Origin of the sequence: Cupriavidus sp. SHE, from assembly GCF_000812445.1 — a bacterium.
Classification (GTDB): Bacteria; Pseudomonadota; Gammaproteobacteria; order Burkholderiales; family Burkholderiaceae; genus Cupriavidus; species Cupriavidus metallidurans.
Genome location: NZ_JWMB01000012.1, coordinates 96185 through 122023, shown reverse-complemented (window position 1 = coordinate 122023; position 25839 = coordinate 96185). Strand labels below are relative to the sequence as shown.

The 25839-nt window shown below is 65.0% G+C and carries 24 protein-coding genes and 1 tRNA gene; 13 read left to right on the top strand and 12 right to left on the bottom strand.

The genetic code is table 11. The annotated features are described in order from the left end of the window. The 4 genes from RN01_RS06485 to RN01_RS06470 all read left to right on the top strand — a co-directional run. Nucleotides 1–216: 2-keto-3-deoxygluconate permease (locus tag RN01_RS06485; RefSeq protein ID WP_039016656.1), on the top strand; the 216-nt coding region annotated here is incomplete at its 5' end. Then, a complete protein-coding gene (locus RN01_RS06480; protein ID WP_017513552.1) occupies nt 213–1445 on the top strand; it encodes a four-carbon acid sugar kinase family protein in 1233 nt (410 codons plus the stop codon). The genes RN01_RS06485 and RN01_RS06480, both read left to right, overlap by 4 nt. 30 nt (nt 1446–1475) lie before the next feature. Next, nucleotides 1476–2477 carry a 4-hydroxythreonine-4-phosphate dehydrogenase PdxA gene (pdxA, locus tag RN01_RS06475; protein WP_011517169.1) on the top strand — a complete coding sequence of 334 codons (1002 nt, stop codon included), beginning with the start codon at nt 1476–1478 and terminating at the stop codon, nt 2475–2477. Between the two features lie 100 nt (nt 2478–2577). Then, nucleotides 2578–3354, top strand: coding sequence for a DeoR/GlpR family DNA-binding transcription regulator (locus RN01_RS06470; protein WP_017514180.1), 777 nt, complete (start codon nt 2578–2580; stop codon nt 3352–3354). A 39-nt stretch (nt 3355–3393) separates the two neighbouring features. Here RN01_RS06470 and RN01_RS06465 read toward each other — a convergent pair whose 3' ends face one another. After that, entirely contained in the window at nt 3394–3990 is a 597-nt protein-coding gene (locus RN01_RS06465; RefSeq protein WP_017514181.1) for a hypothetical protein, read from the bottom strand. Nucleotides 3991–4230: 240 nt separating this feature from the next. Here RN01_RS06465 and RN01_RS06460 point away from each other — a divergent pair, with 240 nt between their 5' ends. Then, nucleotides 4231–5469, top strand: a complete 1239-nt coding sequence (locus tag RN01_RS06460; protein ID WP_017514182.1) for a glycosyltransferase — start codon at nt 4231–4233, stop codon at nt 5467–5469. A gap of 116 nt (nt 5470–5585) precedes the next feature. Here RN01_RS06460 and RN01_RS06455 read toward each other — a convergent pair whose 3' ends face one another. Beyond that, on the bottom strand, nt 5586–6890 hold the full coding sequence (locus RN01_RS06455; RefSeq protein WP_024569940.1) for a hypothetical protein: 1305 nt from the start codon (nt 6888–6890) through the stop codon (nt 5586–5588). A 209-nt stretch (nt 6891–7099) separates the two neighbouring features. Between RN01_RS06455 and RN01_RS06450 the strand changes: the two genes are divergently transcribed. After that, the gene (locus tag RN01_RS06450) at nt 7100–7357 is read left to right on the top strand and encodes a hypothetical protein (protein WP_017514184.1); all 258 of its coding nucleotides are present in this window, start codon (nt 7100–7102) and stop codon (nt 7355–7357) included. 216 nt (nt 7358–7573) lie between these two features. After that, nucleotides 7574–8557 carry a tripartite tricarboxylate transporter substrate binding protein gene (locus tag RN01_RS06445; RefSeq protein ID WP_024569941.1) on the top strand — a complete coding sequence of 328 codons (984 nt, stop codon included), beginning with the start codon at nt 7574–7576 and terminating at the stop codon, nt 8555–8557. 74 nt (nt 8558–8631) lie between these two features. On the opposite strand, the gene RN01_RS06440 is transcribed toward RN01_RS06445, so the two are convergent. From RN01_RS06440 to RN01_RS06425, 4 genes are all read right to left on the bottom strand, one after another. Further along, on the bottom strand, nt 8632–9744 hold the full coding sequence (locus RN01_RS06440; RefSeq protein WP_017515305.1) for a CaiB/BaiF CoA-transferase family protein: 1113 nt from the start codon (nt 9742–9744) through the stop codon (nt 8632–8634). Beyond that, nucleotides 9741–11867 (bottom strand): acetate--CoA ligase family protein, encoded by a 2127-nt coding sequence (locus RN01_RS06435; protein ID WP_024569942.1) that lies wholly within the window; start codon nt 11865–11867, stop codon nt 9741–9743. The genes RN01_RS06440 and RN01_RS06435 overlap by 4 nt, the downstream gene beginning before the upstream one ends. A gap of 104 nt (nt 11868–11971) precedes the next feature. Continuing rightward, entirely contained in the window at nt 11972–13120 is a 1149-nt protein-coding gene (locus tag RN01_RS06430; protein ID WP_011517179.1) for an acyl-CoA dehydrogenase family protein, read from the bottom strand. 108 nt (nt 13121–13228) lie between these two features. Further along, the gene (locus RN01_RS06425) at nt 13229–13978 is read right to left on the bottom strand and encodes an IclR family transcriptional regulator (RefSeq protein ID WP_011517180.1); all 750 of its coding nucleotides are present in this window, start codon (nt 13976–13978) and stop codon (nt 13229–13231) included. Nucleotides 13979–14211: 233 nt separating this feature from the next. Between RN01_RS06425 and RN01_RS06420 the strand changes: the two genes are divergently transcribed. From RN01_RS06420 to RN01_RS06400, 5 genes are all read left to right on the top strand, one after another. Continuing rightward, nucleotides 14212–14616: a Zn-ribbon domain-containing OB-fold protein gene (locus tag RN01_RS06420; RefSeq protein WP_017512935.1), complete on the top strand. Its 405-nt coding sequence runs from the start codon at nt 14212–14214 to the stop codon at nt 14614–14616. After that, complete coding sequence (locus RN01_RS06415) at nt 14613–15761, top strand: thiolase family protein (RefSeq protein ID WP_017512934.1); 1149 nt, start codon at nt 14613–14615, stop codon at nt 15759–15761. Before RN01_RS06420 ends, RN01_RS06415 begins: the two co-directional genes overlap by 4 nt. Nucleotides 15762–15834: 73 nt before the next feature. After that, the gene (locus RN01_RS06410; protein ID WP_017512933.1) at nt 15835–16626 is read left to right on the top strand and encodes an enoyl-CoA hydratase/isomerase family protein; all 792 of its coding nucleotides are present in this window, start codon (nt 15835–15837) and stop codon (nt 16624–16626) included. Between the two features lie 54 nt (nt 16627–16680). Continuing rightward, complete coding sequence (locus RN01_RS06405) at nt 16681–17493, top strand: SDR family NAD(P)-dependent oxidoreductase (protein WP_017512932.1); 813 nt, start codon at nt 16681–16683, stop codon at nt 17491–17493. Nucleotides 17494–17545: 52 nt separating this feature from the next. After that, entirely contained in the window at nt 17546–18574 is a 1029-nt protein-coding gene (locus RN01_RS06400; protein WP_017512931.1) for a nitronate monooxygenase family protein, read from the top strand. A 102-nt stretch (nt 18575–18676) separates the two neighbouring features. Here RN01_RS06400 and RN01_RS06395 read toward each other — a convergent pair. Then, nucleotides 18677–18755, bottom strand: a tRNA-Ile gene (locus RN01_RS06395). A 10-nt stretch (nt 18756–18765) separates the two neighbouring features. Continuing rightward, nucleotides 18766–21045 (bottom strand): RNA polymerase sigma factor RpoD, encoded by a 2280-nt coding sequence (rpoD, locus tag RN01_RS06390; protein WP_017512930.1) that lies wholly within the window; start codon nt 21043–21045, stop codon nt 18766–18768. On the opposite strand from rpoD, the gene RN01_RS33805 reads away from it, so the two are divergent. Next, a complete protein-coding gene (locus RN01_RS33805) occupies nt 21035–21442 on the top strand; it encodes a hypothetical protein (RefSeq protein WP_223277285.1) in 408 nt (135 codons plus the stop codon). The two genes, rpoD and RN01_RS33805, sit on opposite strands and share 11 nt — an antisense overlap. Nucleotides 21443–21524: 82 nt before the next feature. Here the strand turns inward: RN01_RS33805 and dnaG are convergent, their stop codons facing one another. The 4 genes from dnaG to RN01_RS06365 all read right to left on the bottom strand — a co-directional run bounded on the left by dnaG (nt 21525) and on the right by RN01_RS06365 (nt 25770). Further along, the gene (dnaG, locus tag RN01_RS06380; protein ID WP_024569943.1) at nt 21525–23366 is read right to left on the bottom strand and encodes a DNA primase; all 1842 of its coding nucleotides are present in this window, start codon (nt 23364–23366) and stop codon (nt 21525–21527) included. Nucleotides 23367–23593: 227 nt separating this feature from the next. Then, on the bottom strand, nt 23594–24043 hold the full coding sequence (locus RN01_RS06375) for a GatB/YqeY domain-containing protein (RefSeq protein ID WP_008649861.1): 450 nt from the start codon (nt 24041–24043) through the stop codon (nt 23594–23596). Between the two features lie 124 nt (nt 24044–24167). Further along, nucleotides 24168–24380: a 30S ribosomal protein S21 gene (rpsU, locus tag RN01_RS06370; RefSeq protein WP_008649856.1), complete on the bottom strand. Its 213-nt coding sequence runs from the start codon at nt 24378–24380 to the stop codon at nt 24168–24170. Nucleotides 24381–24528: 148 nt separating this feature from the next. Further along, on the bottom strand, nt 24529–25770 hold the full coding sequence (locus RN01_RS06365; protein WP_024569944.1) for an NAD(P)/FAD-dependent oxidoreductase: 1242 nt from the start codon (nt 25768–25770) through the stop codon (nt 24529–24531). Between the last annotated feature and the right edge of the window lie 69 nt (nt 25771–25839).

Here is a 25839-nt window from a genome sequence, read left to right as displayed (position 1 = left end):
GGCGTTGCGGCGGCAAGCACCGCGGGCAATGCCGCGGCGGTACCCACGCTGGTGGCGGCAGCCAACCCCGCCTATACCGAAGCGGCCAAGAGCGCCACGATCCTGGTGGCCGCATGCGTGGTCGTGACCGCCGTGCTGACGCCGCTGGTTACCGCATTCGTGGCACGCCGGGTAGCCAATCGCACCAGCGCGGCCGTGGCCAGGACCACCGCATGACCTGGCTGATCATCGCCGACGACCTGTCCGGCGCCGCTGACTGCGCAATCGGCTTTGCCGCGCACGGCGCGCGCGCGGTGGTCACACTCGACGTGGCCGATTCCGTCGGCATCGCCGATGCAGAAATCGTGGCGGCTGATGTCGATAGCCGCCGCATGACGCCCGAAGATGCCACCACGAGCAACATCGACGCCTGGCATCGCGGCGACGGCCGGCACCGGCGGCTGTACAAGAAAATCGACTCGACCCTGCGCGGTAACTGGGCCACCGAAACGGTGGCATTGCAACCGCTGGCGGGGCTGGCGATCATCGCGCCAGCGTTCCCCGCGACAGGGCGCACCACACGCGGCGGCCGTATGTTCGTCAACGGCCAGCCACTGGAAGACACCGACATCTGGCGCCTGGAAGGCCTGAGCGGTCACGCTGACATGGTGGCGCTGCTCACCGCGCGCGGACTGGCCACGGCGCTAATGCCGCTCGACGTCGTTCGGGCAGGCGCCCCGGCCGTGCTCGCCGAGTTGCGTGCGCGACAGGCGGACGGCATCGCGGCTGTTGTCTGCGACGCCGAAACCGAACAGGATCTGGTGACCCTGGCCTACGCCTCGAATCAGCTCGACACGCCGGCGTACTGGGTCGGCTCCGGCGGACTGGCGCGCGCGCTGTCCACCGTAGCGCAGGTTACGCGTGCGGCGACGACATCTCCGGTCACGTATCACCAGGGTCCGGTGCTGACGATGGTCGGCAGCATGTCGGGAATTTCCGGCAAGCAAGCCGCCTACCTGTGCGAGCGGGCGCGCATGGAAGCTCTGGTCGTGGCGCCGCAGACGCTACGCGATGGCCCGGGCCATCCCGCATGGACCACCACGCTGCAATCGATCACGACAAGCCTGAGCGCCGGCCGCGACCTGCTGCTCAGTATCGGCCGCGACGATGCATTCGACCCGGCCGAAGGGCCGCGGCTGTCGACCGCGCTCGCGCAACTGGTTTTGCCCTCCTTCGAACATGTTGGCGGATTGATCGCCACCGGCGGCGAAACCGCGCGCGCCATGCTCGGCGCGGCCGGAATTGCCGCGCTGGCATTGCGGCACGAGGTCGAACCCGGCGTGCCACTGTCCGACACCATTGAATCCCTCCCTGGCGCGCCGGCGCGCCGCGTGGCCACCAAGGCCGGTGCATTCGGCACCGAAGCCGCGTTGTGGCTGGCGTGGCAAGCCATGCGCCAGAACTGAACCGCCCCACGAAACGGGATAAAGACAAACATGAGCGACTACATTCCTGTCATCGGCATCACGATGGGTGATGCCACGGGCATCGGGCCCGAAGTCATCGTCAAGAGCCTGGCCCACGAAACCGTCTACGCCCAATGCCGCCCGCTGGTTATCGGCGATGCGCGCCGTCTCGAACAGGCAGGCAGGCTCGTCAACTCGGCACTCAAGATCCGCGCGATCCAGTCGCCCGAGGAAGCACGCTTCGAGCCGGGCACGATCGATTGCATCGACCTGGGCCTGATCCCCGAAGACCTGCCGTTCGGCAAACTGTCCGCCGTGGCCGGCGACGCCGCGTTCCGCTACATCGAACGCGCGGTCAGACTGGCGCAGGAAGAAAAGATCGATGCGATCTGCACCGCGCCGCTGAACAAGGAAGCCCTGCACGCGGGCGGCCACAAGTTTCCGGGCCACACCGAGATGCTGGCGCACCTGACCGGCACGCCCGAAGTCTCCATGATGCTCGTCGCGCCGAAGCTGCGCGTGATTCACGTCACCACGCACATCGGCCTGCTGGATGCCATCCGCAAGATCGAGCCCGGTCTGGTACAGCGCACGATCGAGCGCGGCCAGGTGACGCTGCAGCGCGCGGGCATCGCTGCCCCGCGCATCGGCGTCTGCGGCATCAACCCGCACGCTGGCGAGAACGGCCTGTTCGGTCACGGCGAGGAAGAGCAGAAGATCATTCCGGCCGTGGAAGCGCTGCGCGCGCGCGGCTGGGATGTGGAAGGCCCGCTGCCGGCCGATACACTGTTCTACCGCGCCGGCCGTGGCGATTTCGATCTCGTGGTGGCCATGTATCACGATCAGGGCCATGGCCCGGTCAAGGTGCTTGGCCTGGAAGCCGGCGTGAACATCACCGTGGGCCTGCCAGTCATCCGCACGTCGGTGGACCACGGCACCGCGTTCGATATCGCCGGCAAGGGCATCGCCGACGAGCGCAGCCTGCTGGAAGCATTGCGCCAGGGCGCGGAACTGGCTACCCGCCGCGCGTGAGCGGGACGGCGGCCCTGCCGCCCTGCCACGCAGCTTGAGCCAGCCACCGCTGCGGTAAGATCGGGGATCGTTTTCGATCCCCTTTTCTCTTTTCCCATCCATGAAAGCCGCCGACCGCCGCCGCGCCATCCTCGAACTCGTACTGTCCGGCGAGGATGCCAACGTTGAACGGTTGACCAGCAACCTCGGCGTATCCGAAGCAACGGTGCGCCGCGACCTCACCGCGCTGGCACGCGAAGGGCGCATCGTGCGCACCTACGGCGGTGCCGCACCGCTGATGCAGATCGGCGGCCACGAACCCGAGGCTTCGCTCGAGGAACGCAAGGCACTGCAACGCGACCAGAAGGAGTCGATCGCTCGCATGGCGGCGACCTTTGTCGACGACGGTGATGCCGTGCTGCTCGATAGCGGCACCACGGCGGCCGCGCTGGCCCGAATGCTCGCCGCGCGTTCAGACCTGCATGTCTACACGACGAACCTGCTCGTGGTCACTGCCCTGGCCGGCCTGCCCGAAGTCCGCATCACGCTGATCGGCGGCGATGTGCGGCCGTCGAGCATGGGCACGTTCGGCCCGCTGGCACAGTTGGCGCTGTCGCGCATCAGCGTTGACAAGGCATTCCTGGGCGCCGACGGCGTCGTGGCTGGCGTGGGCCTGTGCGAGGCCAGCGCCGAACAGGCTTACCTGAAGGAATGCATCATCCGGCAGGCCGCCGAAATCTTCGTGCTGGCCGACTCGACCAAGCTGGGCCGCGCCCGCCAGCAGCACTGGACCCCACTGGAACGCGGATGGACGCTGGTGACAGATGGCGATGCCACCGCCGACCAGCTCGAACCGTTCCGGGCGCTGAAGCAAGTGCGCGTGGCGGTCGCGAATTAGCGTCGCGCCGCCCGCGCTTACGCATCTGCCCTGCGGCGCTCAGCCGCGACGATGCCCGTTGTGCTTGTCGTGGTAGATCTGGCCGCTGGCATGGTTCTCGGCACGATTGATCGAGCGTTGTTCGCCTGCCCCGACATGGCCGTTACGCCCTGCGCGCGCTTCCGCTTGATCGACATGCGCCTGGCCACGCTCGAGTTGTGCCGTCTCCCGGTTGGTCAGCGAGCCATTTTCCACACCATTGCGGACACGCGTCTCCTGATTGATATTGCGCTGGACGTCGGCCTGCATCCGCTGTGACGATACGCTGTCGGGGTTGCCGACCTTGCCGTTGTGCGTGTCACGCGATATATCCTGGCTCACGCGGTTCTGCGCGTTCTGGATGCGTGCCTGCTCCTGCGGCGAAAGCCTGCCGTTCTGCAGCGAATTGGCTTCCATGCGGTCGACCTTCGACTCCTGCTTCTCCAGGCTCGACGCCTCTCGCGTGGTCAGCGTGCCCGACTTCAGGCCATTCTCGATCCGCTGCTGCTGGTTGACGTCGCGCTGGGTGTCGTAGGTCACCGCGCCGGTTTGCGCGCTGGCGATACTCGAGAGGGTGGCTGCGATCAGGCCAGCAAGAAGAACGGAATTGCGCTTCATGATTGATTCCTCCGCATACGTTGTCAGGGTGTTCGGGCCGTCGTTTCTGATTGGGACGTCGCCCTTGCCTGCATTAATGCGGCAACTCCGCAGGCAGACGACGCCCGGTCTGTAAGCTGTGTTACGGCGCATTTCGCGCGGCGCGACGAACGACTGCATGTTCGCTCGTGCAGACAAGATCCTCGCAACCATGAATGCCATAATCGCCTCTCACAGGCCCGTACGACGCAGAGGTGAACGATGAAGCTGGCGGTGGTGACCTATGGAACCGAAGGCGACACGCGCCCGCTCGCGGCGCTTGCCCGGGCATTGATCGACGCGGGTCATGAGGTGCATCTGCTGGCTGATGCCTCGACGCTGCATTCGGCCGAGGCACTCGACGTCCCGGCCTCCGCACTCTCGGGCGATATCCGCAAGGCGCTGGCGCCGGGGCAGGCACTGTCAAACGCGGTCTGTCGCGAGGGCGGATTCCAGGACACGAGTCGTGCGCTGGCGGCCATCGCCAATGCCAGCACGCCGGCCTGGATGCGCGAGGTCGCCGAGGCATCGGAGGGTTGCGATGCGTTGATCATCTCCGGGCTGACCGCCTTTGTCGGCCTTTCCGTGGCCGAGTATCGCGGCATCCCGGCCATCGGTACCGGCCTGATCCCCATCACGCCGACCACCGACTTCGCTTCGCCTTTCCTGCCGCCTGGCAAGGTGCCGCGACGGCTCAATCGCGCCAGCCACCGCCTGGTGAACGAACTGCTCTGGCAGGCATTCAAGAAAACCACCAACGCCGCGCGGGCCGATGTCTGCGGCCTGCCCGCACGCAAGCATGTGTGGAGCGATCATCCGATGCTCTACGGCGTATCGCCAAGCCTGCTGCCACGCCCACGGGACTGGGCGGCGAACGCATTCGTCTGCGGGCAATGGAGCGCCGCAACGACCCACTGGATGCCGCCTCCAGCGCTCGAGGCATTCCTCGCGGCGGGCGAAGCGCCCATCTACATCGGCTTCGGCAGCATGGCCGGGTTCGATCACGTGGCAATGACCGATGCGCTGATCACTGCCATTGCTGGCCGGCGCGCGCTGTTCTATCCGGGCTGGAGCGGCATTGATGGGGTGTCATTGCCGAAGAACTTCTTTGTCGTGGGCGAGACCCCGCATCATTGGCTCTTCCCCCGGACGTCAATGGCGATTCATCACGCCGGATCGGGTACCTCGCATTCGGCGGCGCGGGCCGGCATACCGTCGGTGGCGGTGCCGTTCGCGGGCGATCAGTTCTTCTGGGCGCATCGGCTACGGGACGCCGGCGTGGCCGGCGATCCGGTCCCAGGCAAACGGCTGCGGGCTTCCACGCTGACACAGGCGATTGCATTCGCACAACGGCCAGAGGTGTGTGATCGCGCCCGGGCACTTGGCGAACGCATGGCGCAGGAGGATGGATTGGTTGCGGCTGTCGGCGCCATCGAACGTCTGGTAGCGGCCAGTCTGTGATCCGGCCCGCGCGCTACGTCCAGCCCGATGCCGGCGATTGCCAATAGCGTGCAGAGGGACAGGACGTCCCGCTGCACGCATGATGACCGCGGCATCCAGCAGCGGTCATCATCAGGCTATAGCGAACACGCGAGGTTGACCGAGAGGCCGCCCCAGCCCGTCGCCTGGTTGTTGTCGAGCTGTACCTGCAGCTTGTCGCCATGTGCTATCGCACCTGCCGGAGCCAGCACGCTGCAGTTCTGCTGACCATTGCTGATCTTGCAACTCAACCCGCTGACCGGTGCGTACGTCGCGGAAGCGCCAGAGCCCGTGACCTTGAACACAGCCAGGTTCAACACGCCCGTAGGTTTGCCAAGCGTCGTGGCCGTCAGGCTGAAGCTTCTGCAGTCGTACGGGATCGTGACGCCGAAATCGCTCGGCAAGGCCACCGCGCCACCGTCGCCAGTCATGACATACGCGCCACGACTCAATGTGTCGGGCACATTGAAGTTGCCGCTGTAGACGGTGCCGGTGGTCATGGCGATACCGGTGCCAGGCCACTTGCCCCCCGTCTTGGGACCGTAGAGGGTGGACGTTGTGGTATCGAGATAGAAGTCGCCGTCGACCCCGATGCTGTCGGACGGAGCGCCGCTCCCGGACAGGATGTGGCCGCCGGGGTCGGAACCACTGCCCGTGCCCGTGCCAGTACCAGTACCGCTGCCGCTGCCGCTTGAACCCTGGTTGATCAGCGATACCCCCGCCGGCCAGACGCCATTGGCCTTCGGTCCGTAGATCGTCCAGGTACTGGTGTCGAGATAGAAGTCGCCATTGTTGCCAATGGTGTTGCCGGGAGCGCCGCTGCCAGACAGCACGGCGCTGCCGTTGGTGCCAGGCGCGCCGGGGTTGCCGCTCGGGCCAGCCGGCCCCACCAGCGAAGTACCCGGTGGCCACGTGCCATTGGCCTTGGGCCCGAACAACGTGGACGTTGCGGTGTTGATGTAGTAGTCCCCGTTATTGCCAACGCTGTCAGTCGGGTCGATCGAGCCGGAAAGAATGGTGTTGCCGGCTGCGCCGGTATTTCCGGTGGCGCCAGTCGCGCCCTTGGTGCCATTCACACCTGCGGGCCCCGCCAGAGACACGCCCGCCGGCCACACGCCATTGGCCTTGGGCCCAAAGATCATCCAGGTGGCGGTATTGATATAGAAGTCCCCATCGTTGCCGACATTCGGACCAGGATCCGTGATGCCTGACAGAAGCGTATTGCGCTGGATGGTCGGAGACTGTGTGGTCGGCGTTGTCGGCGTGGTCGGCGTGGTCGTCGGCGTTCCCGTGCTCGAGGTGGTGGCACTCGTTGGCGTGGAATCGCCCCCTCCTCCACAACCCGCCAACGCGATGGTCAGGCAAGCAAAGGACATTGCAGTCAGCTTCGCAGGATATGTCATACGGCTCCCCCTTGTTCTGATTTCCCTGTACGCGTTGTTCGATGGCTCGCCATGAGCGCGACAACCGTATGGCTAACGTATCCCCTGGCGTTACGTTGGAGAATCAACTGATCGTATGAGGCGCGGAGGGGTAGACTGACGTCCAGGTGGGTTGGCTACCAGACGTCTTGGTGGGCGACTTCGTCGCTTGATTTTGGGGAGGCAGGCAAATGACGGACATCTATAGAAAGCTCGGTGCGCTGGTCATCGCGATGGTTGTCATCCCGGCGCCCGGACTGGCCGGCGCCACGGAGCAGGCGCAACAACGCCGCGCTGGCCGCGACGTCCGCCAGGACACCCGCCAGGGCTCGCGCGACACCAAACAGGATTGCCGCGCAGCGGATCAGAAGAGCAACTCGCAATGCCGGCAGGACAAGCGGGACACCAAGCAGCAAGGGCGACAGACCGCCCGCGACATCAAGTACTGAACAACTGAACACATCCGTTTCTGACCAGTCAGGGGCTCCGGCACGACCGCAGCCCCCGGCCCTCCTTTTGCCGGCGTGACCTGAAGCCGGAAGATCCCCCGCGACGCTCAGCCACACGGTCTCTTGCCCGGACCGGGGGATTTCGTGTTTGTCTTTTCTGCGATTGGCTGTATAGTTCTTCGATATATCGGAATATATAACCAGAAGGAGACAATCATGAACAGGAGTTTCCGAGTCCGGCTGCGATCGCTGCTGGCAACGCTGGCACTGGCGCCGGCGCTTTCATTCGCGCAAGACAAGTTCCCGAGCAGGCCTATCACCTGGATCGTGCCGTTCACCCCGGGAGGCATCACCGATACGGCATCGCGCACCATCGCCAAGAAGATGTCGGAAACGTTGAAGCAGTCGGTGGTGGTGGAAAACCGCCCCGGTGCGGGCGGCATGGTCGGCACGGAAGTGGCGGCCCGCGCGCCGGCCGACGGCTACACGTGGATATACGGCACGCAGGGCACGATGGCGGCCAACCTGGCGCTGTACAGCAAGGTGCGCTACGACCCGTTGAAGGATTTCGCCCCGGTCCACGCGCTCTCCGAAACTTCCACGATCATGGTCGTGAACGCCTCGCGCCCGTACAAGACGGTCAAGGAGTTGGTGGAGTACGCGAAGCAGCATCCGGGCAAGGTCAACTTCGGTTCGGCGGGCGCCGGCACCGGCACGCATCTCAGCGCAGAGTTGTTCCAGGCCAGCGCCGGCATAAAGCTGACCCACATCCCTTACAAGGGCAGCTCGCCGGCCATCAACGACCTGCTCGGCGGCACGGTGGACGTGATGTTCGACTATCCGAGCATCGTGCTGCCGTTTATCCAGAGCGGCAAGCTGCGCGCGCTCGCCACGACCGGCAAGGATCGTCTGGAGCTGCTGCCGAACGTGCCCACCATTGCCGAATCGGGATTCGCCATGGCACAGGCCAGCAGCTGGTCCGGCATCCTGGTGCCAGCTGGCACACCGCCTCAGACCGTGGCGCTGATTTCGAAGGCAACGGAGGAAGCGCTGCGCGACCCCGAGGTACGCAAGTCGATCGAGCCTTACGGCAGCATGCCGATGTACGGTCTCTCCGAAGCCAAGTTCGGCAGCTTCATCCAGGCCGAGATCGTGAAGTGGGGGGATGTGGTCAAGAAGTCCGGCGCCAAGCTGGACTGACCATCGGGACATCAGCAAGGACATCATCGTGGGGCGCGGGCAAGGCCTGCACCCCACGTGACGTCAGGCCATGGTCAGGCCATGCCTTCCAGCGTCACGGGGAATCCCGGCAGCGGCCCGTCTTCCGTCTCCGTGATCCGCGCACCCGATCTGTGACGGGCTTGCGCGACAGCCTCCACCGCATCCAGCACCGGGAACACCGGCAGGTCCGCATTCGCCAGCCGCGCCATCAGCGTATCGGCGTCATACTCCGCCACGCGCTCGGCTAGGCGCGCATTGATCGTCTCCGCATTCGCGGTCCTCGCGGCGTGGTCCACGCAACACGCATCATTGGCGGCAAACAGACCCAGCACGTCATTCAGACCGCGCCAGAAATGCTCCTCCAGCGCGGCGATGGTCAGATATCGACCATCCCTGCAACGGAACACGCCATAGGCTGGCTTACCGCCCAGCATCGCTCGCTGTGCGTCAGGCGTGGTTGCGGCCTTCTGGCGGAACAGCCCCAGCCTCGGTGCCATCCAGTGCAGAACGCTATCGGCGAGCGCCGCATCCAGATACTGGCCTCGTCCACTCACTGTGCGCTGGTAGAGCGCGGCCAGCAGCGCGGATAGCGCCATGGAGGCCCCGGCCAGATCCGCGATCGGCAGCATGGCTTGGTGCACCGGAGAACCACCGGGCGTGCCCGTCAGCGACAGCGCGCCCGCCGCAGCCAGATAGTTGATGTCGTGCCCTGGCAGCAGCGCATGGGGACCGTCCTGTCCAAACCCGGTCAGCGACAGGTAGATCAGCCGGGGAAACTGCTCGCGGAGGCCCTCGTAGTCCAGCCCGAGCCGACGCATCACGCCCGGGCGATAGGACTCGATCAGGATGTCCGCCTGCGCGATCTGCGCCCGCACCTCGGCCAGTCCGCTGTCGCTCTTCAAGTCGCAATACAGGCTGTGTTTGCCGCGGTTGAGCGCGGCAAACAGCCCCGGCGCCAGGTGCCGGGCATTGTCGCCGTGCGGTGGGCGTTCGATCTTCACCACCTCGGCGCCCATCTCGACGAGCGTCTGCGTCAGGAACGGGCCGGGGAGCAATTCGGTCAGGTCGACGACGCGCACGCCCGCGAGTGGCGGCGCTGCCATCGCATTCACCGCATTCGCCGCATTCGCCGCATGGGCCGCATGGGTGGCACCGGACGTGCTCATTTTCCCCCCTCCCCTTGCTCCATCACGATCACCGCATCGAGCGGCAATGCGCCCTCTCCCGCAACGCCGACCCATACCGGATTCAGGTCCATCTCGACCAGATGGTCACCATGCGCGACGACAAAGTCCGAGACTTTCACCAGCAGCGCCGTCAGCGCGGCGACGTCGCGTCGTGGCTTGCCTCGCACGCCATCGAGCAGCGGGAAGCAGCGCACCTCGCGAATCATGGCCTCTGCCTCCGTGGCCGACAGCGGCAACATCCGGCGCGATACGTCCTTGAAGACTTCCACGTAGATCCCGCCGAGACCGAAGGTCAGGATGTGCCCGAACACCGGATCGCGCGACACGCCAATCAGGATCTCCAGTCCACCCGGCGCGGCCATGTGTTCCAACAGAATTCCGTCGATACGCGCATCGGGCATATTGCGCTTGACCGACGTGTGAATGCTCTCCCATGCCGCTTCGAGTCCAGCATCATCGTGAATGCCGACCACCACGCCGCCGACGTCCGACTTGTGCTGGATCTGCTCGCTCACCACCTTGGCCACCAGCGGATATCCCACGTCGCGCGCCAGCACACGTGCCTGCGCCAGCGTGGCCGCCACGCGGGACACCGGAATAGCGATTCCGGCCGCACGCAGCATCGCCTTTCCCTCGGGCTCCGACAGGGCCCGCGTCGGCACATCGGCGACGGGCCGCGCTGCAATCTGCATCAGCGGCTTGAAGTCGATATCGGCGCGGGCGCGCCAGTCCGCGTAACCCATCCAGCGCTCCACGGCCTTGACCGCCTTGCTGATGCTGCGCACGGGCGCCAAGCCTGCATCGGCAAACACCTTGTAGGCCCCGCCCTGACGCTCACTCATCCAGATCGGCAACATCGGCACCGGGCTCTCTTTCTGCACGTCGGCCGTGATATCGGCAGCGAGCTTGGTGATGTCGCCATACTCGAGCGCCTGCGGCAAAAGTACCAGCGACACGCTCGGGTCATTGCAGACCGCCTGCAGGCACGTGCGCGCCAGCTCCGGCTTTGCCATCACCGCGGTGGTGGTGTCGATGGGGTTGTCGATTGCGGCATACGACGGCAGCGCGTCGCGCAGCACCGCAAGTGTCTCCGGCGCGAACTCCGCCAGTTTCAATCCGGCATTGCCGACCATGTCGGCGCACAGTGCCGCAGTGCCGCCCGATCCCGAATAGATGGCCAGCGCGCCGCCCTGACGCGGCATGCCGCGCGCGAACAGCCAGGCGGTATCGATCAATTCGTCGATGTCATCCACCTCCACCACGCCAAGCTGCGCGAACACGGCGCTGTTGACCTCCGCCGAGCCGGTGATCGACGCCGTGTGCGACTGCGCCGCCTTGCGGCCGTACTCGGAGCGTCCCACCTTCAGCACCACCACCGGCTTGCCCTTGCGCGCCGCGTGCTGCACGGCGGCGACGAACTTGCGGCCATCGTTGACGCCTTCGAGCAGCGTGGCGATGACCTTGATATCCGGCGCGTCGGCCATGTAGTGGATGAAGTCGCTCACCTGCAGATCGACCTCGTTGCCGCTGGAGCTCCAGAGCGCCACGCCGATGCCTCGGTCCATCGCCTGAAGCACATTGCGGCCCAGGCCGCCACCCTGCGTGGCCAGCCCGACCGGCCCGCCGCGAAGATCGTGCCGGAACGACGGCGAGAACGTGAAGCCGAGACGCTCCGTGATATTGGTCAGGCCCGGGCAATTCGGTCCGTAGATGCGCATGCCCGTGCGCGCCACGATCTCCTTCATGGTCTGCTCGGCGGCCTTGCCTTCCTCGCCGGCTTCGCCGAAGCCCGAGGTCAGAATAATCGCGAAGCGCACCCCTTTCTCGCCGCATTGTTCAAGCACCGCGAGCACGTGCTCGGCGGGCACCGCTACCAGAGCGGTGTCGGGCACTGCCGGCAGCGAGGCCACATCGGGCCATGCCTTGCGCCCTGCCACTTCCGGCTTGGTCGCGTTGACCAGATAGACGTCGCCTTTGAAGTCGGAATGGTCCATCAGATTCTCGAGTGCACGCGCGCCAATGCTGCCGCTGCGGTCGCTGGCCCCAACCAGGGCGATGGAACGCGGGCTGACGAGCCGCGACAGGTCTTGGTATGTCTCCATATTTGTTCTCTCGATGCGGAAGTCTGTGGAGCCCGACGAAGCGCCGATGTGCTGATGCACTGGTTCACCGCTACGCCGGGCGGAAAAGGTGACAGCTGTGTCGATCAGGCAATCGCCGACATGCCCAGAATCTCGCGGCCGACGATCAAGGTCTGCACCTCCGTGGTCCCCTCGGGAATGGTGCCGCCGCGCGTGTCGCGGAAGATGCGTTCGATCGGATAATCGGTGGCGTAACCCAGACCGCCATGCACTTGCAGCGCCATGCTGGCTACTTCGTGCGCGGCCTCGGTCGCATACAGCTTGGCGATCGACGCTGAGACACGCGTGTCCTCGCCACGGTCGAGCGCCATCGCGGCGCGATACCCGAGCGCGCGAGCGGCTTCCACCCGGATCGTCATGTCCACGATCATCTTCTGCACGAGCTGAAAGCTGCCGATGGCACGACCGAACTGCGTGCGCGTCTTGGCATAGTCCGTAGCCAGATCGAGCGCGCACTGCGCCGCGCCCACAGCGCCCATCGCGATATTGACGCGCGCGCCATCCAGGCCCTGCAGCATGCGCTTGAGCGCGCCGCCTTCCTCGCCGAGCAGGTTCTCGCGCGGCACACGCACGTTGTCGAAACCGAGCTCGGCGGTGCCGGTACTGCGCAGCACCATGGTGTCCACGCGACGCACCTCGTAGGGGCTGACCTCGCGCTCCACCAGGAACGTCGACAGCTGGCCTTCGCAGTTGTCGCTATAGGTGCGCGCCACCACGATGCCGAAGTCGGCAAATGCGCCGTTGGTGATCCAGAGCTTGCGGCCGTTGAGCACGTAGTGGTCGCCCTTCAGGTCGGCGCGCGTCTGGATCTGCGCGATATTGGAACCGGTGCCAGGCTCGCTGATCGCTGTGAACACCTTGCGCTCGCAGGCGAGCAACGGATCGAGGAAACGGGTCTTCTGGTCCGGCGTGCCGACTGCGGCAAGCTTGGCGATCGGGCCGTTAGTGATGTTCAGGATGGTACGCAGCGAAAGCCAGGCATAGCCGGCCTCTTCCATCATCATCGCCCAAGTGAGCTGGTCCAGCCCCATCCCGCCCTGCTCCTCTGACAGGCGCCCGCCGATGTAGCCGAACTGCGCCAGCCCCTTCAAGATCTCGAACGGAAAGGTCTTCTCCTGATCATGCCGGCTGATTAGCGGAGCAACCTCCGCCTGCATGAATCGGCGAATGTTGTCGCGCAGCAGTCGCTGCTCTGGCGTGGCTTCGAAAAACATGGATGTCTCCTGTAATAGTCCGGTTGGGAAATGCATCCGGCGCCAGCGGCATCATCGCCAGGCACCGTCGAAACAACGCCGACCACAGGAGCGGTCCCATGTGCCGGCCTAATCCTTCTGGGCTGTCGGGAACACCAGATCCCGCGCTGCCTCGATCACCTCCAGGTACTCGTCCTTGCGGCGATTGAATCGTTCGGTGGGGCCGGCCAGCGAGATCGCGAACGGCTCGTCGCCGATCCGCCCGGCCACCGCGATGGCCGTCACCCCTTCTCCGCCCTCGTCCTCGACCCACGCCCATCCGCGCTCGCGCACTTCGGCGACCTGCTTTTCCAGCGCGACCGGATTGACTTCCGTCTTCGGCCCCAGCTTGGGCAGCGCGCGCAGGCGCAACTGCCGCGCGGCGTCTTCCGGCGGCAGCACCGCCAGCAACGCCTTGCCGAGCGCCGTGGCGTGCAAGGCCAGACGCTTGCCAACGCGCAGCACGTAACGCAGTTCGTAGCGACTTTCCTGGAAGCCGGTCACCCGCACGTAGGCGCCGTCCAACCGGCCGCACAGCGAGGTCTCGCCCGTCTTGCCGGTGAGGAACTCGGTGGCCTCGGCCGCCACGGCGGCCAGCGGATCGTTGCCCGCAATGGCCTCGCAGATCGAATGAAGCCGCATCGTGGGATAGAAGCGGCGCGTGCGCGCGGTACGCATCAGGTACCCCGTCTCGGTCAGCGTATGCAGCAGGTCCGAGCAACTGCTCTCCGGCAGGTCGAGCAGGCGCGCAAGTTCCGAATTGGAGAGCTCGCGCTTTTCGCGCGAGAACACCTCGAAGACGGCAAGGCTGCGCGCGGCAGCAGGAACAAAGCTAGGCATGGGTTCTCCGAAATCTCGTATTGAAAGGGCAACATCCGCCCAAACCGCACAGTCTACGAGATTTCGTACGCGTTTCCGTGTTTGACAGGGGATATGACTACGATATACTGGATACTAATCCGACCTATCGTAGTTATGCAAGATAAAGATCGGCCGATGGCACCCGCGACGGCGCGTCGACGTACAAGGCACCCGCGCACCGATGGGCAAACAGACACTGAAGAGGAGACACGATGCAGACTGCGGAATCCCGCTCGCCTGGAACACAAGCAGCGCCAAGCCTGGCCGTCCTGCGCTGCGGCGCATGTGGCAAGCCCACCTATCCCGCTTCCGCCTATGGCTGCCAGTACTGCGGCGCCGAGCCCGAGCGCGGCACGGTGGAACAAATGCCGGCGCGAGGCACGCTGCGCAATTACGTGACTGTCCATGCGCCACTGGTGCGCGACATGCCGCCGCCGTTCGTCGTCGGCGAGGTCGACTTTGCGGAAGGCATTCGCGAAGAGGTCCTGCTCGACGTCGTCAGCGAAGCGGAGCTGGCCCCGGGCATGACGGTTCAGGGCGTGATCCGCGCCGACGCACCGTGCGGCGACCGCTATCCACTGCGCTTCGTACCCGCCAGCCAGGAGGTGCAACGATGAACCGCCTGCTGCAGCAGACCTCGGTCTATGTCATCGGCATCGGCCTGCATCCGTACCAGTTCGCGTCGGACACCCCTTACGTCAGCCTTGGTCTGCGCGCGATGCGCGAGGCGCTGGCGGACGCTGGCATCGCCTGGCCCGAGGTGCAGAGCGCCTACGTGGGCACCTCGGCAATCGGCATGGCAGCGGGACGCGTGATGTTCCGCCACCTGGGCTCTACCGGCCTGGCCGTGACACAGGTGGAAAGCGCTTCGGCATCGGGTTGCTCGGCATTCCGCCAGGCGTGCCTGGAAGTGGCAAGCGGCGTCTCGGACGTGGTGGTGGCAATCGGCGTCGACAAGTTCGGCGATGGCCGCAAGGCCGCCGACAAGGACGGCCTGCCGCACCTTGCGCCCACCGCGACCATGCCGCCCGTGAAGTTCGCGCTGATGGCGCATGAATACCTGCGCCAGCACGGGCTGAAGCCCGAAGCGATGGCGCGCGTCGCGGTAAAGAACCATGGCAACGCAGCGCTCAACCCATATGCGCAGTTCCGCAAGGCTCGTACGCTCGAGCAGGTCATGGCATCGCCCAAGGTGGTGGGTGACCTGACGGTGCAGCAGTGCTGCCCGCGTGGCGATGGCGCCGCAGCCGTGATCGTGGTGTCCGAGGCCGCGATCAAGCGGCTCGGCCTGGACAAGCGCCGCGCCGTGCGCGTGCTGGCATCGGTGGCGAACAGCGAAGAACTGGAACACGGCGATTCGTCTGCAGCCGTCGACATGGTGCGCAAGTCCACAGCGATGGCGTACGAGCAGGCCGGCGTCGGCCCGCGCGACCTGAACCTGGTGGAGTTGCACGAGGCCTTTTCGATCGAGGAATTGGTCTACACCGAAGCGATGGACCTGTGCGCGCCCGGGGAAGGCGCGGCATGGCTTGAACGCGGCGCTTCCGCCATTGGCGGCGAATGCGCGGTCAATGCTTCGGGTGGCCTGCTCGGCATGGGCCACCCGACCGGCCCGACCGGCATCGGGCAGATCGCCGAAATCACGCGCCAGATACGCGGCGAGGCACATGGACGGCAGCACCCCGGCGCACGCCTGGGGCTCGCCCACATGATCGGGCTCGGCTCTGTGGCCTTCGCGCACATCCTGGCGGCATCGCACTGACCCCGCGAATGCGCCGGCCGCGAGCACGGCTGGCGCATCCGTCGCGCACATCATTCCAAGCAAGGAGACAAGGATGCAATTCGAAACCCTGTTGTACGAAGTGGTCGAAGGCGTGGCCATCATCCGGCTGAACCGCCCGGATCGCATGAACACACTCGGCGGCACCATGAAACCGGATCTCGCCCGCGCGTTCTTCGAGTTGGCGCGTGACGACACCAGCGTTCGATGCGTAGTGCTGACCGGCACCGGTGACAGAGCATTCTGCGCAGGCGCCGACATCAAGGAACGCGCCGGCGGCACGGCCCACCCCGCCGACTACTACGTCACGCAGCAACGCACGCACGAGCTGTTCCGTGGCATCGAGGAATTCGAGAAACCGGTGATCGCCGCCATCAATGGCGTGGCGCTCGGCGGCGGCCTGGAACTGGCCCTGTGCGCCGACATCCGTCTGGCAGCCAAATCGGCACGATTCGGCCTGCCAGAGATCAAGCTCGGCGTCATTCCCGCGGCGGGCGGCACGCAGCGCCTGCCGCGCGTGGTGGGTCCGGCCATCGCCAAGGAACTGATCTTTACCAGCGAACTGATCAACGCCGACGCCGCGAAAGACATCCGCCTGGTGAACCGTGTGATCGACGACGACAAGCTGATGGACGCGGCACTGACGATGGCCAGGCGCATCGCCGCGCAACCACCGCTGGCCGTGCGCTTCGCCAAGCGGTCGGTCAACCTGGGCATGCAGGGCTCGGTCGACATGGGCCTGCAGTTCGAATGCTACGGCGCGGCCATGGTGATGGACAGCGAAGACAGGAAGGAAGGGATGCGCGCATTCGTCGAGAAGCGCGAGCCCCGATTCGTCGGGCGCTAATCCGCAAGCGAACGGCATCGAAACACAGAACATCGAAAACTGGAGGAGTACGGAATGGAACTGCATCTGCAAGGCAAGGTGGCATTGGTAACTGGTGGCGGACAAGGCGTGGGCCGACGCATCTGCCTGGAACTCGCCGGCGAAGGCGTCAAGGTGGTGATCAACGACTACTTCCTGGAGCGCGCGCAGGCGGTGCAAAAGGAGATCGAAACAGCAGGCGGCCAGGCATTGGCCGTGCAGGCAGATATCGGCGACTCGGAACAGGTGGAACGCATGTTCGCGGCGGCGCGTGAACGCTTCGGCGACGTCGATATCCTGGTGAACAACGCCGGCGTGACCGTGGCGCGTCGCACCAAGGGCGGTATGCCCCCAACGTTCATGGAAATGCCGGTGGAAGACTGGAAGGAAGTCGTCGACCTGAACGTCTACGGCGTGATGAACTGCTGCCACAGCGCCCTGCCCGGCATGCAACGCAAGGGCGGCGGCAAGATCGTCAACATCATGTCCGAAGCCGGACGCGTCGGCGAGGCACGCCTGGCGGTCTACTCGGGCGCCAAGGCCGCCATGCTGGGCTTCGCGAAGGCGATCGCGCAGGAGCACGGCCGTGACTGCATCAACGTGAACACCATCGCACTGGGCGCGGTGTCGCACGAGGGCATCGCCAACGGCCCGCTGCATCCGTCGTCCACCCCCGAGACCGACGATCGCCTCAAGAAAATGCTCGGCGCCTACCCGATCGCACGCGGGCTCGGCAGGCTGTCACGGCCCGAGGACATCTCGGGCGTGGTGGCTTTCCTGGCATCGGATCGCGCGGCCTTCATCACCGGCCAGAGCCTTGGTGTGAGTGGCGGCTACGTGATGCTCTGAAGCCAACCTCTCTGGCCCGCACCACATCCTGACGTCCGACCGAGGAGAACACATGAGTCCGGCAGCATCCGGCCACGCGGCCGAACGCATCTTCCAGACGCGCCTGGCGGCGCTGCTGGATATCCGCTATCCGATCCTGCTGGGCGGCATGCAACTCCTCGGCACGTCCGATGTGGTGGCGGCCGTGGTCAACGCGGGAGCGATGGGGTTCATCACCGCGCGCTCCTTCCCGACCCTCGAAGCCTTCCGCGCCGACCTCCGCCGTTGCCGCACGCTGACCCGGGGTCGGCCCTTTGGTGTCAACGTCACGCTCTCGGCTCGCGAGGATCGAAACCAGTTGGCCGCTGCATGGATCGACGTGGCGCTGGACGAAGGCGTGCGCGTGTTCGAGAGCGCGGGCATGTCGCCCGAGCGACTGGTCGCGCCGATCCATGCCGGCGGTGGCCTGCTGATCCACAAGTGCCCAAGCGTGCGCCACGCGCTCACAGCGCAGCGGCTTGGCGTGGATGCCGTCGCGCTGGTCGGGCTCGAGGAAGGGGGACACCCTGGCGCCAACCAGTTGTCGGCCTTCGTCAATGGCGCGTTTGCGCTGGAGCGTGTGGAGATCCCGCTCGTGATCGGCGGCGGCATCGGCAGCGGCCGTCAGATCGCGGCCGCGCTGGCGCTTGGCACCGATGGCGTGGTGATGGGCAGCCGCTTCATGGTGGCCACGGAGATCGCCACCCATCGCGCACTAAAGGAACGCATCGCCGCCGCCGACGAGCACTGCTCGATTGCGATCCTACGCAGCCTGAACGATACCTGGCGCGTGCTCGACAACGCTGCCGCGCGCGAGGTGCAGCGCCTCGAAGCCGAAGGCACCCGCTCGCACGCGGCATTCGGCGACCTCATCCTGTCGTCGCGCACGCAGGAACGCGTGTACCTGGGCGGCGATGCCGACGCCGGCATCGTCTCGCTCGGCCCGGCCGGCGGGTTCGCCGACGCGATCGAGCCGGCGGGGAAGATCGTCGAGAGGTTGGTGGAAGGGGCGTGGGCGGCGTGGGAGGTGATGACAGGGCGGGTGGAACGGGCGTGGGCTTGAGTCCTTGATCGACAGTTTTGGTCGATCTACCGCCAGAAACAGGCCAGAAACAGAAAAGGGGTTACGGTCTGAACCGTAACCCCTTCGCATTTACAACATCAGTGGTGGGCCTCCCGTGAGTCGAACACGGCACCAACGGATTATGAGTCCGCTGCTCTAACCAGGCATGAGCTAGAGGCCCTTGAAAGGCGTTAGTTGCCTTCCAGGAAGCTCTTCAGCTTGTCGGAGCGGCTCGGGTGGCGCAGCTTGCGCAGTGCCTTTGCCTCGATCTGGCGGATACGTTCGCGCGTCACGTCGAACTGCTTGCCGACTTCCTCGAGCGTGTGGTCGGTGCTCATTTCGATGCCGAAACGCATGCGCAGCACCTTGGCTTCGCGCGGCGTCAGGCTGTCGAGCACGTCCTTGACCACGTCGCGCATGGAGCCATGCAGCGCAGCCTCGGCCGGGGCCAGCGTGTTCGTGTCTTCGATGAAGTCGCCCAGATGCGAATCGTCGTCGTCACCGATCGGCGTTTCCATGGAGATCGGTTCCTTGGCGATCTTCATGATCTTGCGGATCTTGTCCTCGGGCATCTCCATCTTCTCGGCCAGCGTTGCCGGATCCGGCTCGTTGCCGGTTTCCTGCAGGATCTGGCGCGAGATCCGGTTCATCTTGTTGATCGTTTCGATCATGTGAACCGGAATACGGATGGTACGAGCCTGGTCGGCGATCGAGCGCGTGATGGCCTGGCGAATCCACCACGTGGCGTACGTGGAGAACTTGTAGCCGCGACGGTATTCGAACTTGTCCACCGCCTTCATCAGGCCGATGTTGCCTTCCTGGATCAGATCCAGGAACTGCAGGCCGCGGTTCGTGTACTTCTTCGCGATCGAGATCACCAGACGCAGGTTGGCCTCGGTCATTTCACGCTTGGCTTCGCGGGCGCGCTTCTCGCCTTCGGACATCTTGCGATTGACGTCCTTCAGTTCCTTCAGCGGCAGCACCACACGCGACTGCAGGTCGATCAGCTTCTGCTGCAGCTCGTGCACGGCCGGCACGTTACGCTCGACGATCGTGCTGTACGACTTGTTGTCGGCCACGATGGTCTGGATCCAGTCCAGGTTCGTCTCGTTGCCCGGGAAACGGGCAACGAAGTCGGCGCGCGGCATGCCGCACTTGTCGACGACGATATTCAGGATGGCGCGTTCCAGCTTGCGCACTTCGTCCACCTGGCCACGCAGCGTGTCGCACAGACGCTCGACGTTACGCGCGGTGAAGCGAATGCTCATCAGTTCGGCCTGGATAGCTTCCTGGGCCTTCACGTACGGCTTGGACTTGTAGCCTTCCTTTTCGAAGGCACGGCGCATCTTGTCGAACTGCTCGGCGATCACGCGGAATTTTTCCAGCGCGGCAACCTTCAGTTCCTCAAGCTGGCGAGCCGACGCACCGGCGCCACCGCCGCTTTCGTCGTCTTCCTCTTCGCCGTCGTCGCCGTCTTCGTCCGAATCCTCGTCCTCGTCATCGGCGGCTACCGCCTGGGCCGGGGAGTTGTCCTGGACTTCCTCTGCGTTCGGGTCGATCAGGCCATCGACGAACTCGTCGATCTTGATCTCTTCGTTCGCCACGCGCTCGGCGCTGGCCAGGATTTCGGAGATCGTGACCGGGCAGGCCGAGATCGCCATCACCATGTCCTTCAGGCCCGCTTCGATGCGCTTGGCGATTTCGATTTCGCCTTCGCGCGTCAGCAGTTCCACGGTACCCATTTCACGCATGTACATGCGGACCGGGTCGGTGGTGCGGCCGAATTCGGAGTCCACGGTCGACAGGGCGGCTTCGGCTTCTTCCTCGGCCTCTTCCTCGCTCGTGGCGGACGGTGCGTTGTCGTTGAGCAGCAGCGTCTCGGCATCCGGCGCCTGTTCGTAGACGGCGATACCGATGTCGTTCAGCGTGGCGACCAGCGTGTCGATCGTTTCCGAATCGACCATGTCGTCCGGCAGGTGATCGTTGATTTCCGCATAGGTCAGGTAGCCACGCGATTTGCCGAGCTTGATCAGCGCCTTGAGCTTCTGGCGACGGATCTCGAGCTCTTCCTCGCTACCAGCCTGATTTGACGAGGCAAATTCCTTGAGCAGGGCCTTTTCCTTGGCCTTGCGGTCCTTGGCTTTCTGCTTTTCGGTCTTGGGCGCAGCGGCAGGGGTAGCCGGCGCGTCGTTGTCGTAAAACTCTTCAGTCACGTCTTCGATGGTGCTGTCGTCTTGCTGCATCTCGGCCTTGGGCTTGCGGCCACGCTTCTTCGGCTCCGGCTTGACGGCCGGAGCAGCGGGACGCTCGGATGCAACGGGTGCGGGAGTCGCGGCACGGGCCTTGGGCGTCGCGGCAGCGGTGGTGCCTGCCTTGGCGCCTCCACTCCGTGTGCCGGCCGTCGTTGCCGCACGCTTGCTCTCGACTTCGGTATTCTGCTGTTTCGCCACGGTGATACTCTTGCCTTTCACTGGTGCAGCGGCGCTCTTGCCGCTTGTATTGGCGCTCTTGCCGCTCTCGCGTGCCGAAGTCGAGGGCTTTGTATTTTCGGATGTGCGATTCCTGGCGGAAGTGGTTCCGGCGGGCGCAGTTGCGCTCCGCGCGGATTTTGCTGGCGCAGACCGGGCTGATGTCGTCCTGACTGACGCGGTCGATGTCTTCGCCGCCGTTGTTTTCACGGACGCCTTGCCGCTCCCTGATTGGGGAGCTTTGGAGGGCGCCTTCACGGCTACCCCTTCGGTTGCTTTGGCCTTTGCCATTGGCACGCTCACTTTCGCCAGTAATGGGAAGAAAGATTTCGCAATCCAAACCGGGCATTGTAGCACGTCACCAACCCCCGGCTTCCTGTCAGGTTGTGTTTTCACCTGAAAAATCAAGGCTTAAGCAGTTTGGCCGCCAATTTATCCATCGGTTCTGGCCACGTGCTCAACTGCTCACGCCAAAAATCGGCTCAACTATCCTCCATGGCGGCGGGCCGCCAGCCCATTTGCCTGCGCCGCTGCACTTCACGCGATAGCCAGAGATATCGCGCCTTGGTCTCTTCGTCGGCCGTACCAGCGCTCACCATGGCCTCGAGCGCCTTCTGCTCGCGCTCCAGCGGCTCGGCCAGCAACTTGTGGACGGCGCCATCGAACTCATGCGTCGCCGGCTCCTCTTCGATTTCCTCCCGCAGTACCGCCGTGCGTGCGCTCGCGTAGACATCGGCGTAGGGCGTCTGCGCCAACTGCTCGCTGAAGGCCGCAAAATTCACCTCACCCTGAATGCCATCGCAAGCGGACACCAGGTAGCCCAGCGCCTCGGATCCGGAGTGCTGGGGGTCCAGCAGCAATGCGCGCGCGTCCCCATCGAGCCGGGCCGCCAGCGACGGGTAGCACATCAGCAACTGGATCACGCGCTGCTCGAGCCCGGTCGGCGCCTGACGCCGCGCGCGCGGGCGCGGCTGGGCGAAACGACCAACCCGCGAGGAATCGCTGCCCAGGCCGCAAATCGCCTCAATCTCGGCCGGCGTGGTGCTCGTGGTATCGGCAAGTTCGCGCACGATCTGCAGCCGCAAGCCACCGGCGGGCATCGCCTGAAGCAGCGGCTTGGCCTCGTACTGCGCGCGGGCACGGCCCTCGGGCTGGCGCAGATCCTGATCTTCCGTGACGATTTGCAGCAAGAAGCGCGACAAAGGCATCGCGTTCTGAACCTGGCGCGCGAACGCGTCAGTTCCCTCCTCGCGGACGTAGCTATCCGGGTCGTGCTCGGCCGGCAGGAAAAGGAAGCGGATCGTCTTGTTATCCGCCACGTGCGGCAGGCAGGCTTCCAACGCGCGGCGCGCGGCACGGCGGCCAGCGGCGTCACCATCGAACGAGAAGACCACGGCGTCGGTCTGGCGCATCAGCTTCTGCACATGAACTGGCGTGCAGGCCGTGCCAAGTGTGGCGACGGCATTGGCAAACCCGAGCTGGGCCAGCGCAACCACATCCATGTAGCCTTCTACCACCAGCACGTAGCCATTTTCGCGGATTGCGTGACGCGCCTCGAACAGACCGTAGAGCTCCGTTCCCTTGCTGAAGAGCGGTGTTTCCGGTGAATTCAGGTACTTTGGCTCGCCCTGCCCCATCACGCGGCCGCCAAACCCGATCACATTGCCCTTCGTATTGCGGATCGGGAACATGATGCGATCGCGGAAGCGGTCGTAGCGGCGCGGCTTGCCATCGGCGTCGCGCTTCTCCTGGGACTCGATCAGCAGCCCGGCCTCCACCAGCGGACCGGCGATCGCGTCATCGCGATAGCTTCCGAACACGGTCTCCAGCCCTTGCCAGTCGTCCGGCGCGTAGCCAAGACCGAAGTGAGCGGCAATCTCGCCGGTCAGGCCACGGCCCTTGAGGTACTGGATGGCCTGCGGGGCACCGCGCAACTGCTTCTTGTAGAAGTCGGTGGCACGCGTCATGGCATCGGTCAGCGCCAACGACCTGGCCTGCTGCTCTACCCGCTGGGCGGGTGGCAGGCTATTGCGCTCCTCCGGCACGGACAGGCCGACCGACTGGGCCAGCTCGCGCACTGCGTCGGGGTAGGACTGCCCCGAGTACTCCATCAGGAACCCGATGGCGGATCCATGCGCGCCGCAGCCGAAGCAGTGATAGAACTGCTTGGTCGGCGATACGGTAAAGGACGGGGACTTCTCGTTATGGAACGGGCACAGGCCCATGAAGTTGGCGCCGCCCTTCTTCAACTGCACGTACTTGCCCACCACATCGACAATGTCGACGCGGTTGAGCAGGTCCTGAATAAAGGATTGCGGAATCACCCGACTGACCGTCCTGATGGCACGGACTGCCGGGCAAAACGCCGGCGGCCGTTTCGAAGTTTTCTGGAATACGTGACCGGGGCGTCGCCCGGCGGCTATCGAATCATTGTAGTGCAGATGCAACGCGCCACTTGGGATTGCTGACATCTACGCGCAATTTTCATCAACGCGCAGACAACATCACGCATTACATCTGCTGATGGCAATGATTCTGACCGATGAGAGGCTTACTTAGGCGCAAGCGCGGCCTTCACCAGCCCGGAAACCGCGGTCATGTCGGCACGGCCAGCCAGGCGGGCCTTCACCAGGCCCATGACCTTGCCCATGTCCTGCGGACCGGCTGCGCCGCTTTCGGTCACGGCCTTCTGAACCTCGGCAGCCACTTCCGCGTCGGAGAGCTGTGCCGGCATATAGGCTACCAGCACGTCGAGCTCGGCCTTCTCCTTCGCAACCAGATCATCGCGGCCGGCCTGCTCGAACTGGGAGATCGAGTCCTTGCGCTGCTTGATCATCTTGTCGATCACGGCGGTGATGCCAGCGTCGTCCAGCTCGATGCGTTCGTCCACCTCGCGCTGCTTGATGGCCGCCAGCAGCAGGCGGACGGTGCCGAGACGCTCGGCTTCACGGGCACGCATGGCGGCCTTCATGTCATCGTTGATGCGGGCTTTGAGGGACATGGCAATCTTCCGAAAAGTTGGATTACGCGCCAGCGACGGACGCGGGCGGGGCAAACCCGACCATAACGCAAAAACCCGCCGGAGCCATGCTCACAGCGGGTTTCGTGCTGACGCTAAGACGCGGTCAGTATAGCTTCTTCGGCAGCATCTGGCTGCGCAGGCGCTTGTAATTGCGCTTGACGGCAGCGTCGCGCTTGCGTTTGCGTTCGGCGGTGGGCTTCTCGTAAAACTCCCGCGCCCGCAGTTCGGGGAGCAGGCCATTCTTCTCGATGGTGCGCTTGAAGCGACGCAGCGCGACTTCAAACGGTTCATTTTCCTTAAGGCGAATCGTCGTCATATGGCGGCCGAAATGCAATGAGAAAACCGGGTGGGATTGCGCCGGCACCCCGCCGGCGGCTTTACGAGAGCGACGATTCTAGCGCAAGGTCTGCCAAGCTGCACGTGAGCGCCGGCACCCTGGCCAACGCCAGGTCCGACAGTGCCGCCTACGCAACAGCGCCTGCGCCACGAGCCGCCTCGGCCACGGCCTCCCCGGCCGCCACCGCCGATGCCCAGGCCCACTGGAAGTTGTAGCCGCCGAGCCATCCGGTCACGTCCACGACCTCGCCAATGAAATAAAGTCCGTCGACTTCGCGCGCCATCATCGTGGTCGACGACAGTCCGCGCGTATCAACGCCGCCCAGCGTCACTTCGGCCTTCTTGTAGCCCTCGGTGCCGGACGGCACCAGCCGCCAGCGATTAAGCGATTCACCGAGCTGGCGCAGTGCCTTGTCCGGCATATCAGCCACGGATTGCGTGCCTTGCAGCCCCACCGCCGCGCACCATGCGTCTGCCAGCCTCGACGGCAGACGCTCGCCCAGCAGATTGTTCAGATGCTTGCGGCTGCTCTTCTTGTGCCCGATCAACCACGCGGCGGCGTCCTCGCCATCGAACAGGTCAATCTCGATTGGCGTGCCGGGGCGCCAGTAGCTGGAGATCTGCAGGACCGCCGGTCCGGACAAGCCCCGATGCGTCCACAGCAGGTCTTCCTTGAACGCGCCTGCGGACTTGCCGCTGCCGGTGGATATATCGACTTCCATCGACACCCCCGCCAACGGCACGAACGGCTGCCACGCCTGGCCATCAAACGTCAGCGGTACCAGGGCCGGTCGCGTGTCGATGATTTTCAGGCCGAACTGACGGGCGATGGCATAGCCGAAGTCCGTGGCGCCGATCTTCGGGATCGACAACCCACCGGTAGCCACCACCAGCGCGCCGACTCGCACCGTGCCCTGGGATGTCAGCAACAGGTAGTCGGCACCCTCGCGGCGGATCTCATGGATGCTGCAGCCGGTCTGCCAGCGCACGCCGCCAGCCTCGCACTCGGCGCGCAGCAGGTTGATCACGTCCTCGGCGCTGTCATTGCAGAACAGTTGGCCGCGATGCTTCTCATGCCAACCGATGTCGTAGCGGCGCATCAGCGCCAGGAAATCTTGCGGCGTGTAGCGCGCCAGCGCCGAGCGGCAGAAATGGGGGTTGGACGACAAATAGTTGGCCGGGCTGGCCTGGAGATTCGTGAAATTGCACCGCCCGCCGCCTGAAATACGGATCTTCTCCGCCAGTTTCGTGGCGTGGTCGATCAACACCACGCGCGCGCCGCGCTGCCCGGCCACGGCGGCACACATCATGCCGGCCGCTCCCGCGCCCAGCACCGCCACATCGAACCGGTCTTGTCTGCCCTGAGTCATGCCACCCCTTCAACGAAGCCCGGATTGTATCGAAATGCGGGCCCGCGAGCGCGCCAGGCCCCGGTGTGC

Excerpts from the sequence above, each read along its gene's own strand:
- RN01_RS06480 (WP_017513552.1), top strand. The coding sequence starts at position 213 with ATGACCTGGCTGATCATCGCCGACGACCTGTCCGGCGCCGCTGACTGC.
- pdxA (WP_011517169.1), top strand. The coding sequence starts at position 1,476 with ATGAGCGACTACATTCCTGTCATCGGCATCACGATGGGTGATGCCACG.
- RN01_RS06470 (WP_017514180.1), top strand. The coding sequence starts at position 2,578 with ATGAAAGCCGCCGACCGCCGCCGCGCCATCCTCGAACTCGTACTGTCC.
- RN01_RS06465 (WP_017514181.1), bottom strand. The coding sequence starts at position 3,990 with ATGAAGCGCAATTCCGTTCTTCTTGCTGGCCTGATCGCAGCCACCCTC.
- RN01_RS06460 (WP_017514182.1), top strand. The coding sequence starts at position 4,231 with ATGAAGCTGGCGGTGGTGACCTATGGAACCGAAGGCGACACGCGCCCG.
- RN01_RS06455 (WP_024569940.1), bottom strand. The coding sequence starts at position 6,890 with ATGACATATCCTGCGAAGCTGACTGCAATGTCCTTTGCTTGCCTGACC.
- RN01_RS06450 (WP_017514184.1), top strand. The coding sequence starts at position 7,100 with ATGACGGACATCTATAGAAAGCTCGGTGCGCTGGTCATCGCGATGGTT.
- RN01_RS06445 (WP_024569941.1), top strand. The coding sequence starts at position 7,574 with ATGAACAGGAGTTTCCGAGTCCGGCTGCGATCGCTGCTGGCAACGCTG.
- RN01_RS06440 (WP_017515305.1), bottom strand. The coding sequence starts at position 9,744 with ATGAGCACGTCCGGTGCCACCCATGCGGCCCATGCGGCGAATGCGGCG.
- RN01_RS06435 (WP_024569942.1), bottom strand. The coding sequence starts at position 11,867 with ATGGAGACATACCAAGACCTGTCGCGGCTCGTCAGCCCGCGTTCCATC.
- RN01_RS06430 (WP_011517179.1), bottom strand. The coding sequence starts at position 13,120 with ATGTTTTTCGAAGCCACGCCAGAGCAGCGACTGCTGCGCGACAACATT.
- RN01_RS06425 (WP_011517180.1), bottom strand. The coding sequence starts at position 13,978 with ATGCCTAGCTTTGTTCCTGCTGCCGCGCGCAGCCTTGCCGTCTTCGAG.
- RN01_RS06420 (WP_017512935.1), top strand. The coding sequence starts at position 14,212 with ATGCAGACTGCGGAATCCCGCTCGCCTGGAACACAAGCAGCGCCAAGC.
- RN01_RS06415 (WP_017512934.1), top strand. The coding sequence starts at position 14,613 with ATGAACCGCCTGCTGCAGCAGACCTCGGTCTATGTCATCGGCATCGGC.
- RN01_RS06410 (WP_017512933.1), top strand. The coding sequence starts at position 15,835 with ATGCAATTCGAAACCCTGTTGTACGAAGTGGTCGAAGGCGTGGCCATC.
- RN01_RS06405 (WP_017512932.1), top strand. The coding sequence starts at position 16,681 with ATGGAACTGCATCTGCAAGGCAAGGTGGCATTGGTAACTGGTGGCGGA.
- RN01_RS06400 (WP_017512931.1), top strand. The coding sequence starts at position 17,546 with ATGAGTCCGGCAGCATCCGGCCACGCGGCCGAACGCATCTTCCAGACG.
- RN01_RS06375 (WP_008649861.1), bottom strand. The coding sequence starts at position 24,043 with ATGTCCCTCAAAGCCCGCATCAACGATGACATGAAGGCCGCCATGCGT.
- rpsU (WP_008649856.1), bottom strand. The coding sequence starts at position 24,380 with ATGACGACGATTCGCCTTAAGGAAAATGAACCGTTTGAAGTCGCGCTG.
- RN01_RS06365 (WP_024569944.1), bottom strand. The coding sequence starts at position 25,770 with ATGACTCAGGGCAGACAAGACCGGTTCGATGTGGCGGTGCTGGGCGCG.